Annotated in this window: 12 protein-coding genes; 5 read left to right on the top strand and 7 right to left on the bottom strand. The window is 41.2% G+C overall.

All coding sequences use genetic code 11. The annotated features are described in order from the left end of the window. Window positions 1–351 precede the first annotated feature (351 nt). Together IGJ28_RS17220 and IGJ28_RS17215 are read right to left on the bottom strand one after the other, a co-directional pair. Window positions 352–1,443 (bottom strand): ABC transporter permease, encoded by a 1,092-nt coding sequence (locus IGJ28_RS17220; RefSeq protein WP_252711671.1) that lies wholly within the window; start codon window positions 1,441–1,443, stop codon window positions 352–354. After that, the gene (locus tag IGJ28_RS17215) at window positions 1,440–2,165 is read right to left on the bottom strand and encodes an ABC transporter ATP-binding protein (protein WP_252711673.1); all 726 of its coding nucleotides are present in this window, start codon (window positions 2,163–2,165) and stop codon (window positions 1,440–1,442) included. The genes IGJ28_RS17220 and IGJ28_RS17215 overlap by 4 nt, the downstream gene beginning before the upstream one ends. Before the next feature lie 137 nt (window positions 2,166–2,302). On the opposite strand from IGJ28_RS17215, the gene IGJ28_RS17210 reads away from it, so the two are divergent. The 3 genes from IGJ28_RS17210 to IGJ28_RS17200 all read left to right on the top strand — a co-directional run bounded on the left by IGJ28_RS17210 (window position 2,303) and on the right by IGJ28_RS17200 (window position 3,423). After that, the gene (locus IGJ28_RS17210; protein WP_252711674.1) at window positions 2,303–2,587 is read left to right on the top strand and encodes a TetR/AcrR family transcriptional regulator; all 285 of its coding nucleotides are present in this window, start codon (window positions 2,303–2,305) and stop codon (window positions 2,585–2,587) included. A gap of 44 nt (window positions 2,588–2,631) precedes the next feature. Then, complete coding sequence (locus IGJ28_RS17205; RefSeq protein ID WP_242387551.1) at window positions 2,632–2,862, top strand: TetR-like C-terminal domain-containing protein; 231 nt, start codon at window positions 2,632–2,634, stop codon at window positions 2,860–2,862. A gap of 423 nt (window positions 2,863–3,285) precedes the next feature. Then, window positions 3,286–3,423 (top strand): hypothetical protein, encoded by a 138-nt coding sequence (locus tag IGJ28_RS17200; protein ID WP_162787452.1) that lies wholly within the window; start codon window positions 3,286–3,288, stop codon window positions 3,421–3,423. Window positions 3,424–3,485: 62 nt separating this feature from the next. Here the strand turns inward: IGJ28_RS17200 and IGJ28_RS17195 are convergent, their stop codons facing one another. From IGJ28_RS17195 to IGJ28_RS17175, 5 genes are all read right to left on the bottom strand, one after another. Beyond that, the gene (locus IGJ28_RS17195) at window positions 3,486–5,849 is read right to left on the bottom strand and encodes a phosphoketolase family protein (protein ID WP_252711679.1); all 2,364 of its coding nucleotides are present in this window, start codon (window positions 5,847–5,849) and stop codon (window positions 3,486–3,488) included. Between the two features lie 215 nt (window positions 5,850–6,064). Further along, entirely contained in the window at window positions 6,065–7,489 is a 1,425-nt protein-coding gene (gene araA / locus IGJ28_RS17190) for an L-arabinose isomerase (RefSeq protein WP_005470136.1), read from the bottom strand. 19 nt (window positions 7,490–7,508) lie between these two features. Next, the gene (locus tag IGJ28_RS17185; RefSeq protein ID WP_081131020.1) at window positions 7,509–8,204 is read right to left on the bottom strand and encodes an L-ribulose-5-phosphate 4-epimerase; all 696 of its coding nucleotides are present in this window, start codon (window positions 8,202–8,204) and stop codon (window positions 7,509–7,511) included. Window positions 8,205–8,226: 22 nt separating this feature from the next. Continuing rightward, window positions 8,227–9,819, bottom strand: a complete 1,593-nt coding sequence (locus IGJ28_RS17180; RefSeq protein WP_081131021.1) for a xylulokinase — start codon at window positions 9,817–9,819, stop codon at window positions 8,227–8,229. A gap of 36 nt (window positions 9,820–9,855) precedes the next feature. Then, window positions 9,856–10,950, bottom strand: a complete 1,095-nt coding sequence (locus tag IGJ28_RS17175; RefSeq protein WP_138371268.1) for a GntR family transcriptional regulator — start codon at window positions 10,948–10,950, stop codon at window positions 9,856–9,858. Between the two features lie 154 nt (window positions 10,951–11,104). On the opposite strand from IGJ28_RS17175, the gene IGJ28_RS17170 reads away from it, so the two are divergent. Then, on the top strand, window positions 11,105–12,010 hold the full coding sequence (locus tag IGJ28_RS17170; RefSeq protein WP_003128182.1) for a helix-turn-helix domain-containing protein: 906 nt from the start codon (window positions 11,105–11,107) through the stop codon (window positions 12,008–12,010). A 108-nt stretch (window positions 12,011–12,118) separates the two neighbouring features. After that, window positions 12,119–13,228: an ABC transporter ATP-binding protein gene (locus tag IGJ28_RS17165; RefSeq protein WP_003128181.1), complete on the top strand. Its 1,110-nt coding sequence runs from the start codon at window positions 12,119–12,121 to the stop codon at window positions 13,226–13,228. The last annotated feature ends 4 nt before the right edge of the window (window positions 13,229–13,232 follow it).

The following is a 13,232-nucleotide window of genomic DNA, read 5'->3' as shown; positions in this document are numbered from 1 at the left end:
TTTTTATCTTTATTTTTGTGGATATTATAGCGGATGTTTTTTTATTACCATTGTCTTATCCTTTGCGCTAACTGTATAAGAACGATTGACAGTCTAATTTAGCTTTTAATATTATTGCTTTTAGGTATGATTTTAACAGCTATGCCATTTACAAACAGCGATTACAGGAATATTACTAAGCAGTCATATTTTTTCCTGTATGTATTTTGGGGAAGAACGAGTTTACGCAGATAAATTTGACCTGTGGAAATTTGCGGAACTTAATCAATTAATAGCCAAACAAAAACGACTCAATAGTACTGAGTCGTTTTTGCATAAATCGATAAAGGGCTGCGGAGACAAGCAAGTTGTTTAAACTTTTCTATACCTCTTTAATCCGATAATATTCAAAAATGTAAACACAAGAATAAACAGAATTAATATACCTAAGTCAAAGGAAATTTCTTTCCAGCCTTGCCCTTTGATCATGATAGTAGTCAATGCATTCCCCGCATAGCTCAATGGAAATATATATGATATATATCTTACCCAGCTAGCCATACTATCTAAGGCGATTAACCCGGAAAAGAATACTTGCGGAATGACAACTAATGGAATAAATTGCACCATTTGAAATTCTGAACTAGCAAATGTTGAAACAAAGATCCCAATGACTAGTGCCGTCAATGCAATCAGAATATTTGTTCCAATGACCCACCACAAACTGCCAATAATCTGAAGATCTAGGACATAAATGGAGAAAAAAACAATAATCAAGGTCTGAATGATTGCAAAAATACCATACCCTACTAAATATCCCATAACAATTTCACTACGCTTGACCGGTGTAGCTAGCAATCTTTCCAAAGTCCCACTGGTGCGTTCTCTCAACAAGGCAATACCAGAAACTAAAAATACAAAAAAGAAAACAAAAAAGCCAATCAAGATAGGAAATATTTGGTCAAAAAAGGAATTGTTTGCTCCACCATAAATATAAGAATTTTGCACTGAAAAATCTTCTATGGTTACTTTTTGCCCTGTTTCTGCTGCTAATTTTTGGACATTCAAACTGAGTTCTTTGACCTTATTTGCTGTCAGCACATTCTGAACTAGCCCTTTTACTTTGGCTGTGTTAGATGGCTCATCATTTGCATAAGTTATGTGAAAAGTAGACTGATCCAATGTTACGAATGCATCTAAATTCTCATTCAATATTTTCTCTTTATAGTTCCTATTTGTAGTGTAATGTTCAACTTTCACTTCATCTGAGGAGAACTGATCAACGAGTGTTGAAGGAACAGTCTGATCAAAACCAATTTTCACATGGGTCTCAGAATTTGAATCAAAGACAACATTCATTAAGCTTAAAACAATGATCGGTGCAATCAACATTAATGCTAACGTACGTTTATCTCGAATCAATTCTTTGATCACACGTATCACTATCGCTTGAAATCGAATCATTTTGCATTCATCTCAGCTTTCAAAAAGACTTCTTCAATACTTGTTACTTTAAATTGCTCTTCTAACTCTTTTGGTGAGCCGAAAGCAAATAGTTTTCCTTCAATGATAAGACCAACATAGTCACATTTTTCCGCTTCATCCATGACATGGGTTGTCATGATAATTCCTTTATTATTATTTGCGAGCTCTCTTAATTGCTCCCAAATAGCTACGCGTAAACTAGGATCAATACCTACTGTCGGCTCATCTAATACAAGCAGATCCGGATTAGAGAGTAAAGTAATCGCTAAAGAAAGTCGTCTTTTCATACCTCCAGAATAAGTTTTCACTGGCTTATTTAGAAAATCCAATAAATCAACTAGTTGCATATTCTTCTCAATAGCACGATCAAGAGCAGTGCCAGTTAACCCCATCAAACTGCCAAAAAAGACTAAATTTTCTTTTCCAGATAGATCATCATAGAGCGCATCATTTTGGCCCATGTAGCCAATTCTCTTTAAAATTTTTCGATTTGGCATCTTCGTATCAAATATATCAGCAGATCCTTGATCTAACTTCTCCATCCCCATCAAACATCTTATAGCCGTTGATTTCCCAGCTCCACTTGGACCTATTATTCCAACGATTTTTCCAGCTTGCAGTTCAAGATTTATATTATCTAATACCTTTTGTTTATCAAAAGATTTTGTCGCACTCGACATTATTGCAATCACTTGGCCCATCATCAACTTCTCCTTTTAGTAGACATGGTGTTTATTATCTTTTACTCTTTGTAGTATAATTTATTTTTGCAAATCAGCAAGTAAAAACCATAGTTAATAGACAGATAATAAGAAATGATCATTTATGAGGTGGACACATGAAAAAGAAAGATATTCGTTTCTATCGAACAAAAAAGCGCATTCTAAACGCGATGATCGAGTTGCTAAAAAGCAAACATTTTGATCATGTGACAGTCAAAGATATATGTGAGAAAGCAGAAATCAGTCGCAGCGGTTTCTATCTTCATTATATGGATAAATACGATTTAGTAGAAAAATATCAACTGGAGCTAATGAAACAAGTCAATTATTTGATAGAGGAAAATGTAAAAGAAAAACTTTCGATGGAAGAAACAATGGTGAAATTACTTTACTTTTTTTAAATGAAGGTCAACTGCTAGGACTACTTATTTCAAATAAAGGATCTGTGGAAATACAAGATCAAGTAAAAAAAGTACTCCAACAGAACGCAACAAAAAATGTTCTTCCACATATCAATCTAACCTTGAAGAATGAAATTGAAAAACATTATTTAGTCATCTTTTTTAGTAATGCTTTTTTAGGCATCCTCCAAGAGTGGATAAATACGGGACAAAAAGAAAAACCAGAAGAACTTATTCAAATGATAACCAAGTTTATACCTTATACATTCATTTAAGCATGCCGCAGTGATTCCGAAGTCCAGAAAACATTGGATAAACGAAGTAACCAGTCTAGCCCAAAATAGGTATCTTTATAAAAAGTGTCCAGAGAATCATGTTTTTTGGACACTTCTATTCACTAATATATGACATCTACTATTAGTTGACCTGTTACTTGATTCTCCAAAAGGATGGTTTTTGAGACAGATAGATTATTTTACATTCTCTGAATATATTACTATTCATCGCAGCTTTCTCTTAATCAACTATTTCTCCAGACAGTGAAATAGTTGATTTGCTTTTTACTCCAACCTTATCTACAGTTCCAAATCAAATCGCTTCGCCTATCCTTGCTTTTTTTGTTAAGATAAAGAAATAATGAGTAAGAATTTAGGTGATGATTTATGCGACTGTTGTTTTTCTTTTTCCTTTTCACATTTTTGATTGGATTTCTCTTCTATTTATTGACCCGTCGCACGATCGCCGAAGTCTATCATGAATTGACCGATAAGAACCGCTTCTTTCGAGGCATCAAAGCTTTCTTCATTGGAATTTATCGCATTTTGACTTCTGTTTAAAAAAACTGTCCAACAACAGATCTCTTGATCGTTGCTGGACAGTTTTTTGTTTGATTCGTCTTCTATTTCAATGGTTTCCATTGCCAATCTTGGACTTCAGCAATGTCGTAGCCATTCTCACGGATAAAGTCATGGTGATAGGCAACCGTCTCTGTCATTCGTTGCGCAAAGTCGGCAGCTTGTTCGCCATAGACCCACTCAGCGCCGTCTTTCGCTAAATGGAAGCGATCAAGTTCAGATAAGATCCGCATGTCAAATGGTGTGGTGATATCGCCATTTTCACGATAGCCATGAATATGCAGACGCTGATTCTTGCGGCCGAAGAAAATGTCCCGAATCAGTCCTTCATAGCCATGGAAAGCAAAAATGATTGGCTTGTCCTTAGTAAAGTAAGCCTCAAATTCTTCATCTGTCAATCCACGAGGATCGACATCCGGATGACGTAGTTTCAATAAATCAACAACATTGATAAAGCGGATTTTCAACTCTGGAAACGCCTCATTCAGCAGGCTTACAGCAGCGAGAGCTTCTAAATTTGGCTCTGTCCCTGCTGCAGCGATCACCAAATCAGGTTCTCCTTGGTCTGTTGAAGCCCAATCAATGATCTTTAAGCCGTCTTTTACCAATATCTCCGCTTCTTCTGCCGTATAAAACTGCGGCCGAGGATGTTTCGAAGAAACAATCAGATTGATCTGTTCTTCAGTTTGGAATGTTTCTGCCATTACAGCCATCAAGCTATTGGCATCTGCTGGTAGATAGACCCGTACGAATTCCGCTTTTTTCTCAGCGATATGTGTCATGATCCCTGGGTCTTGATGGGTATACCCATTATGGTCTTGCTGGAATACGGTTGAGGAAGCAATCAAATTCAATGACGGATAGGCATGGCGCCAAGGCAATTCTTTCGATTTACGCGTCCACTTAAAGTGCTGAGTGATCATGGAATCAACCACTCGCAAGAAAGATTCATAGCTAGCAAAAAAGCCATGACGCCCAGTTAAGACGTAGCCTTCTAGGAAGCCTTCTGCTTGATGCTCCGATAATTGGGAATCAATTACCCGTCCGGTAGCACTTAGCCATTCATCATAGTTTGGCTGTTTTGGTTCTAACCATTGGCGATTTGTCACTTCAAAAACATGGTTCAAACGATTGGATTTGGCTTCATCCGGACCAAAGATTCTAAAATTAGTCGGGTTTTCAACAATCAAATCCCGAGCAAACTTTCCGAACTCCATCATGTCTTGAGCAGTGGTTGAGCCAGGAACACCAATATCGATCGCATGCTGTCGCCAATCGGTGATTTTCAACGGTTGAGGATCGATTCCCCCGTTAGTGATGGGATTCATTGCCATCCGTTGCTGTCCTTTCGGCGCAAGCTCTTGAATCTCCGCCTTGATGCGGCCAGATTCATCAAAGAGTTCTTCTGGCTTATACGATTTCAGCCAATCAGTTAGTGCATCCACGTGCTCTATCTGATGCGCATTGACTGGGATAGGTACTTGATGGGCGCGAAAACCGCCTTCAATCGGCTCTCCCTCCCAAACTTTTGGTCCTGTCCAGCCTTTAGGTGTGCGCACGATCAGAACAGGCCAGTGGGGCATGACTGCTTCATCAGCTTTTCCTTGACGGGCTTTGGTTTGAATCGCTTTGATCTTCTCAACGGCGCGGTCCAATGCTCTCGCCATTTGCGGATGAACAGTAGCAGGATCATCTCCCTCAACAAAATAAGGTGTCCAACCCATTCCTTCAAAATACTTGGTTAGGTCTTCATCCGATTTGCGAGCCAGAATCGTTGGATTAGAGATTTTAGCACCGTTCAGATGTAAGATCGGCAGAACAGCCCCATCATTTACCGGATTGATAAATGTATTAGAAAACCAGCTGCCCGCTAACGGACCGGTTTCAGCTTCGCCATCTCCAACCACAACAGCAGCGATCACATCAGGATTATCAAGGACAGCCCCTGTTCCATGCGCGATGGAATAACCTAGTTCGCCCCCTTCATGGATCGATCCTGGTGTTTCTGGTGCCGCATGGGAAGCAATTCCTCCTGGGAAGGAAAAAATTTTGAAAAGATGCTGCATCCCGGCCTCATCTTGGGTTACTTCTGGATAGATTTCCGTATAACTTCCATCTAGATAGGCATTCGAAACCATCACCTGACCTCCATGACCAGGTCCTTCAATGTAGAACATATTCAAATCATATTTATTGATGACACGATTCAAGTGGGTGTAGATAAAATTCTGACCAGCAATGGTGCCCCAGTGACCAATCGGATTGACTTTCAGATCTTTTTCTTCAATGGGCCGCCGTAACAGTGGATTGTCTTTCAAATAGATTTGTCCGACAGAAAGATAGTTGGCTGCCCGCCACCAAGCATTCATTTTGTCAAAATACTCTTGGGTATCAAATGTTGTCTCCATACTACTCCTCCTTGCTTTCTCTTAATTAAAAGTCTATGCGTCTCGATTTTAAAAGTCAATTTTGCTGATTGTACACCTTGCATCTCTCTTATGATTTGTCTGCTTCAGCACAAGAAAAAACAAGACCAGAGTTCCTCCCAACATGTTTCAGTATGAGAGGGTTTGGTCTTGTCAGTGTTGGCTCTTTTCTGTTGTCTTGTCTACTTTTTTAATAGCTACTTGATCGTCACATAGTCCAAACCAACGAGTTTTGCCCACGTCTCGATTTGATCTGACGTCAAAGCTAATGAAACAACCGTATGATGCCCGCCACCCGTTTCGATCCATTGTTTGACTCCTTGATGAAAGTCGGGACGAGGCGTCCACATCACGCGAGCCACCGGCAATTTAGGTGCGGCTTCTGTTGGCTCAAAAGCATCGACTTCATTGATCAATAATTTATAGTGAGTCCCAAAGTCGGCCATAGATACAACTACTCCTGCGCCACCTTGTCCGTCAAAGACTAATCGTGCTGGGTCTTCTCGATCCCCCATTGATAGCGGCGAAACGACGATTTTTGGTTTATTGACAGCCAATACTGGATCCACTTCCATCATATGCGACTGCAAGATGGCTTCTTTGCCTTCGGTCAACTCATAGGTGTAGTCTTCCATAAAACCGGTTGCTTTATTATGTGCCATGATCTTCATAAGACGATCGATGGCTGCTGTTTTCCAGTCACCTTCACCAGCAAATCCGTATCCTTCCGCCATGAGTCGCTGTACAGCTAATCCTGGTAGCTGTTGCATGCCATAAAGATCTTCAAAGTTGGTCGTAAACGCACTATAGCCTCCTGCTTCTAAGAAACGGCGGATGCCGATTTCTTGTTTGGCCTGTACTTTCACATGTGCTTCCCAGATTGCGGCTTCGTAATCTCCCTGATCAAACTCATACAAATTACGGTATTCTTCAAACAAGTCATTGATCTCTTCATCGGTCACAGCATCGATTACTTGAACAAGATCACCAATGCCAAAGTAATCCACGGTCCAACCAAATTGGATTTGTGCTTCGACTTTGTCCCCTTCTGTCACCCCAACATTGCGCATGTTGTCGCCGAAACGAGCGACTTTGATAGCAAAACTTTCATTGTAAGCAACCGCCACATCCATCCAAGCTGCGATTTCTTTTTGGACCGTCTCTTTTTTCCAATAACCGACAACGATTTTGTTTTGTTTCTGCAAACGCGCATTGATAAAACCATATTCGCGATCCCCATGGGCTGCCTGATTCAAATTCATAAAGTCCATATCGATGGTCTCCCAAGGAATGCGTTCATTGTATTGGGTCGCCAAATGAAGCAATGGTTTTTGCAGCAGTTTCGTTCCCCGGATCCACATTTTTGCTGGTGAGAAGGTATGCATCCAAGTAATGACACCAGCTACTTCATCCCGATAATTGACTTCCTTCATGATCTTTGTAATCGTGTCCGCAGTGACTGCCAATTCTTGTAAAACGACTGGATAAGGCAGATTTCCACTGTCATTCAAGCGTTTGACCATTTCAGCTGCATGATCGCGGACTTCTTGCAAGGCTTCTTCCCCATATAAGTGCTGAGATCCTACAACGAACCAAAATTCTTTTTTACTGATTGCTAACATATTGTCTGCTCCTTCTTGATTATTTTTGCCCATAGTAGGCATCTTTGCCATGTTTTCGTAGATAATGCTTGTCAAGGATGCGCTGCGGCAGTTCCGGTGCATAACTATTGATCTGACGCGTCACAACGTTCATCTTTGCTACTTCTTCTAAAACGACTGCGTTCATGACTGCACTTTGAGCATCTTTGCCCCAAGTGAATGGACCATGTCCCTGCAGCAAGACGCCGGGAATCTCTAAAGGTTGGATACCGCGTTCCTGAAAAGTTTCAACAATCACGTTTCCAGTCTCTGCTTCATAACCACGGTCAATTTCTTCCTGTGTCAAAAAGCGCGCACAAGGGACACTGCCATAAAAGGTGTCAGCGTGGGTCGTGCCCATTGCCGGCAAATCAACTCCTGCCTGTGCCCAACTTGTTGCCCAAGTGGAGTGGGTATGGACGATGCCGCCAATTTCTGGAAACGCTCGATACAATACAGCGTGAGTAGGGGTATCAGAAGAAGGATTCATCTTTCCTTCAACAACGTTCCCCTCAAAATCGCAGACTACCATATCACTAGCTTGCATCGTTTCATAATCAACTCCACTAGGTTTGATCACAAATAGCTGCTGGCTGCGGTCAACGGCAGACACATTGCCCCAAGTGTATTTGATCAAGCCCTGTTTTGGCAGAGCTAAATTGGCTTGGAAGACGGTTTCTTTCAATTGTTCTAACAAATGACTCACCTCTATTTTTGTTTTAAATCAATCCATCGATCGCTGCTTGCTCGATCGGCAGACCGTGTTGGTAGCGCTTAACAAACTTAGTAAAACCAACTATATCCTCAGGTAATGGCGCTAAAGTTGTCCCTTCTTTTCCTTGGAAAACTCTGGATAAAAAGACTGTAAGTGTTTCTTCTACCGATTTTTTTTTCATAAATGCTGCCAGTAAAGCGATGCCCCAAGCACCACCTTCTCCTGCTGTTTCCATCACCGTCACTGGTGCTTCCATCGCAGCAGCCAACACCCGCTGCGCAACAGTCGGAGTCTTGAAAATCCCTCCGTGTCCTACGATTCGGTCGATCTTGACTTGTTCTTTAGTTAGGATATCCATCCCGATCTTCATCGCACCAAACGCACTAAACAAATGGAGCCGCATAAAGTTTGCTAAAGTAAAGCGGCTTTCTGGGGAGCGAACAAACAATGGTCTACCAGCTGCTATTTTTGTAATATTCTCTCCTGAGTAATACCCATAAGACAACAACCCACCACAGTCAGGATCTCCTTTCAGTGCTTGGTTGAACAATGTCGTAAACAGAGCTTCTGTGCTCATTTCGACCCCTGCTGCTTCTACAAATTCCCGAAAAACTTTGACCCATGCATTGATCTCCGAAGTACAATTATTCGTATGAACCATGCCAACTAAATCTCCTGCTGGCGTTGTTACCAGATCAATTTCTGGATAGACTTTAGAGAGACCGCTTTCAAGAACGATCATAGCAAAAGCTGATGTTCCGGCAGAGACATTCCCACTCCTTTGCGCAACACTATTCGTCGCAACCATTCCGGTTCCCGCATCTCCTTCGGGTGGACAGAATGGAATACCCGGCAACAATGTTCCTGTTGGATCTAACCGCAAAGCTCCTGCTGCCGACAAAGTGCCTGCTGCTTCACCAGCCACTAAGACTTTGGGCAAAATATCTGCTAACTGCCAAGGTAAATTTTCTGGAAGGATCAGATCATCAAACTGGGCCATCATCTGTCGATCATAGTCTTTTTGTAGGCTGTCGATTGGGAACATTCCCGAGGCATCCCCAATACCGATTACTTTTTCACCTGTCAGCTGCCAATGAACATAGCCCGCTAATGTCGTCAAAAAGTTGACTTCCGGTATATGCGCTTCTTGATTCAAAATGGCTTGGTACAGATGAGCGATACTCCAGCGTTGCGGAATATTGTATTGGAACAATTCAGTTAGAGCCTTTTCGGCTGCTTCTGTGCTGGCATTGCGCCAAGTGCGGAAAGGCACCAATAACTGATCATTCTCATCAAAAGCGAGATACCCATGCATCATAGCGGAAAAACCAATTGAACCAATTCTCGTCAAAGGTTCCCCGTATCGGGATTGAACAGAAGCTGCTAATGCTTGATAGCTTTCTTGGATTCCTTGCCAGACAGATGCCAAAGAATAGGTCCAGACACCATCTAATAACTGATTCTCCCACTCATAACTACCGGTTGCGATGGTTTGAAATTGCTCATCGATCAAGACAGCTTTAATTCTTGTGGATCCTAACTCGATTCCAAGTGCCGTGCGCCCTTCTTGAATCGCTGCACTTATTTGCTGCTCCATTTCTCTTCTCTCCTTTTGAATTTTGATATACATGAATCACGAATGGCTCATGACGGAGCCGCGAACAATCAATTCTGGCTCATAATAAAACGTTTCTTCCAACGTAGTTCCTGAGGTGACCCATTGTGCCGCTAAAATCCCCATCTCTTCCTTTGGGTGAGCCAGTGTGGTTATTCCTGGTGAAGTCAATGTACTTAAAGGTGAATCATCATTTCCTACAATTGAATAATCTTCTGGTACATGCTTTCCATTGGCTTCTAATTGCTGGATCAACCCATGTGCAATTTCATCGTTATAACAGACGATTCCAGTGATCTCATTCGATTGGTTCAACCGGTCAATCGCTTGTGCAATGACAGCCTCTTTGGTTTCTGTGGTATAAGTCACGACATCTTCAGCAGCAAACGTTTTCTTTGCTTGTTCCAAAGCTTTGACAAAACCTTTCATCCGATATTTCCCTTGTAAATCATCAATTTTAGTGATCAGCATCAAGTGTTGATGCTGCTGTTCCAATAAATAATTCGTGGCTAGATAGCCTGAACGAGTGTCATTGACACAAATATGAGGCAGATCCAGTTCTTCATAGTAGGCATTGATCATCACTAGCGGAATCCCTGCTTCTTTCAATGCCATGTAGTAGGCCAAATTGGGATTGTATTGACTGCTCTTCGTCGGTTCAACGATTAAGCCATCTACTCCTTGGTCCATCATTTGTTGAAGGCAAGCTCGTTCTTGTTCATGGTCATTATTTGTTGATCCCAACAGCAAAGAATAGCCTTGTTCCCGCAATGTCTGCTCGACTCCGCGCATAATTGAAGGAAAGATATAATCCGACAGATACGTCATGATGATGCCAATCGTTTTATGGCTGCGTTGCGGAAGATTCTCAGGTTTTGAAACGTACGTACCAGATCCTCTTTCCTTACGTAAATAGCCTTCGTTTACTAGCAAAGCAATCGCTTGTCGCACGGTATGTCGGCTCAAATGATATTCTTCTTGTAATACAGCCTCTGAAGGAATCGTCATTCCTTCTTTATAGGTTCCTAAACGGATGTTTTCCCGTAATTCATTCGCAAGTTGTTCGTACTTCGTTGTCATATTAATCCCATCTTTCGAAAGTTGTCCGTACATATAGTATATTTAGAATGCGCTTTCTTGTCAATGTAATTTTGTAAAAATCAATTTTTTACCTGAAGCAGAAATATAATAGTCAGTGGCAGCCTCTGCTAAATGCACGATTCGATCAATTGCAACTGTTCAGAAAAGATGAATTGCTATACAATAAATGACAACGACAGCAAAGGAGGTTCTTCCTATTTTCTCTTTTAAAGATATTAAAGAAAATTACCCAAACGCTGCTTTGCATCCAGCAAAATCAACAGATCCAGGAATCGAATCGATTCCATTTGGTCAGAAATTCATCTGGCTGCCTACTGCCGATCTATCGGCAAAAGAAAGAATCATGCTGCAATTAGGCAGCGGTGCACTGTTTCCGGTAATCGACAACCGTTTTCGACCATGGTACCCGATTTTATTTGAACATCAGCCGATAAATGAGACCGGTGATTATCGCTTGTTGCAAGTGAAATTTACGAGTGGGATCGATTTATTGCAGACTGAGTGGCTGCAAGAGATCCAGCAAATGCTCCCCCATGTCGTCGATCTCTTTTTTGTTACCGAAGACAGTGCGTTGATTGTTGAACAGCGGGCTGGTGAGAACTTGCGCTTAGATGAACTGGATGGTTTATTTGTTGCTTTAGATATGGATTTTGACTGCTACTCGCATTTATTTGTAGGGCCGTTTCACCATTCGAGCCATGATTTCACACTTCTGCTGACTGAAGAAATGACTCTTTTTCAACAATTGACTCGACAAACCAATTTAAAAAGTTTGGATCTGGCTACATCTCTGATCCATTTGCTAAGCACTGCCGGTTCCGACTATCAACTATTATTTCGAACACTTTATCAGGATTGGTTTCAGGAAAGCGATCTTATCCATTTGATCGAGTCGCTGTGGAAAAATCAAGGAAATGCCAGTTCTACAGCCAAGTCACTCTTCATGCATCGCAATACACTACTTTATAAGATCGATAAATTCCAAAGTATGACTAATCTGAACTTAAAAGAAATGGATGATCTGCTGCTGTGCTATTTTCTTATCAAAAATTTCGCTCATCCAGCCGATTGAACAACTTGCACAAGAAAACGTTTTTTTTCTTGTGCATATTTCCGTTGCTGAATCAAAGCGTTTTCATTTATGATACAGGTGTAAACTAAATGGAAAGAGGTAATCCTAATGGTAGAAATGGCTCTGAAACACGTGCATAAAAAATACGACAACAATGATAATTATTCTGTAACAGATTTTAATTTAGATATTTCTGATCGCGAGTTTATTGTTTTTGTTGGACCTTCCGGTTGTGGAAAGTCAACAACGCTGCGGATGATTGCTGGATTAGAAGATATTTCTGAAGGAGAATTATCCATCGGCGGCAAAGTAATGAACGATGTCGCACCAAAAGATCGTGATATTGCCATGGTATTCCAGAACTATGCGTTGTATCCACATATGACAGTTTTCAACAACATGGCTTTCGGATTGAAATTACGTAAATACGATAAAGAAGAAATCAAAAAACGCGTAGAAAATGCTGCCGAGATCTTAGGATTGACAGAATATCTAGACCGTAAACCAGCCGCACTATCTGGTGGACAACGTCAACGGGTAGCTTTGGGTCGTGCCATCGTACGTGATGCCAAAGTCTTCTTGATGGATGAACCTTTGTCAAACTTAGATGCGAAATTGCGGGTAGCAATGCGTGCGGAGATTGCGAAACTGCATCAACGTCTTGAAACAACTACGATTTATGTAACCCATGACCAAACAGAAGCGATGACAATGGCAGACCGAATCGTTATTATGAAAGACGGATTTATTCAACAAATCGGTTCACCGAAAGAAGTGTACAACTCACCTAAAAATATGTTTGTTGCCGGCTTTATCGGTTCACCTGCTATGAACTTCTTTACAGTTACTTTGAAAAACGGCATGATCTCAGACGGCCATGGATTAAACTTACGTATTCCTGAAGGCAAGAACAAAGTCCTTATCGAAAAAGGGTACGAAGGCAAGGAGTTAGTCTTTGGTATCCGTCCAGAAGATATCCACAGCGAACAAATCGCATTGGAAGCTTCACCAGAAGCAACTGTCCGTGCAGAAGTAGTCGTTTCTGAACTGCTTGGTGCTGAAACAATGCTTTATACAAAGATTGGTTCCACTGAGTTTATCTCTAAAGTAGATGCTCGTGACTTCCATCGTCCAGGTGAAGTGATTGATCTTGCTTTCAACATCAACAAAGCCCACTTCTTTGATAAGACATCTGAGAATGTGATCACGTTACCTTAATTTG

It is taken from the genome of Enterococcus sp. AZ091 (genome assembly GCF_051714805.1).
Taxonomy (GTDB): domain Bacteria; phylum Bacillota; class Bacilli; order Lactobacillales; family Enterococcaceae; genus Enterococcus_D; species Enterococcus_D gallinarum.
The sequence above is the reverse complement of the archived record's forward strand: the minus strand, read 5'-3'. Positions and strand labels throughout refer to the sequence as shown.

Coding starts and splice junctions, on each gene's coding strand:
- IGJ28_RS17165 (WP_003128181.1), top strand. CDS start 12,119: ATGGTAGAAATGGCTCTGAAACACGTGCATAAAAAATACGACAACAAT.
- IGJ28_RS17180 (WP_081131021.1), bottom strand. CDS start 9,819: ATGGAGCAGCAAATAAGTGCAGCGATTCAAGAAGGGCGCACGGCACTT.
- IGJ28_RS17220 (WP_252711671.1), bottom strand. CDS start 1,443: ATGATTCGATTTCAAGCGATAGTGATACGTGTGATCAAAGAATTGATT.
- IGJ28_RS17170 (WP_003128182.1), top strand. CDS start 11,105: ATGACAACGACAGCAAAGGAGGTTCTTCCTATTTTCTCTTTTAAAGAT.
- IGJ28_RS17210 (WP_252711674.1), top strand. CDS start 2,303: ATGAAAAAGAAAGATATTCGTTTCTATCGAACAAAAAAGCGCATTCTA.
- araA (WP_005470136.1), bottom strand. CDS start 7,489: ATGTTAGCAATCAGTAAAAAAGAATTTTGGTTCGTTGTAGGATCTCAG.
- IGJ28_RS17215 (WP_252711673.1), bottom strand. CDS start 2,165: ATGGGCCAAGTGATTGCAATAATGTCGAGTGCGACAAAATCTTTTGAT.
- IGJ28_RS17195 (WP_252711679.1), bottom strand. CDS start 5,849: ATGGAGACAACATTTGATACCCAAGAGTATTTTGACAAAATGAATGCT.
- IGJ28_RS17175 (WP_138371268.1), bottom strand. CDS start 10,950: ATGTACGGACAACTTTCGAAAGATGGGATTAATATGACAACGAAGTAC.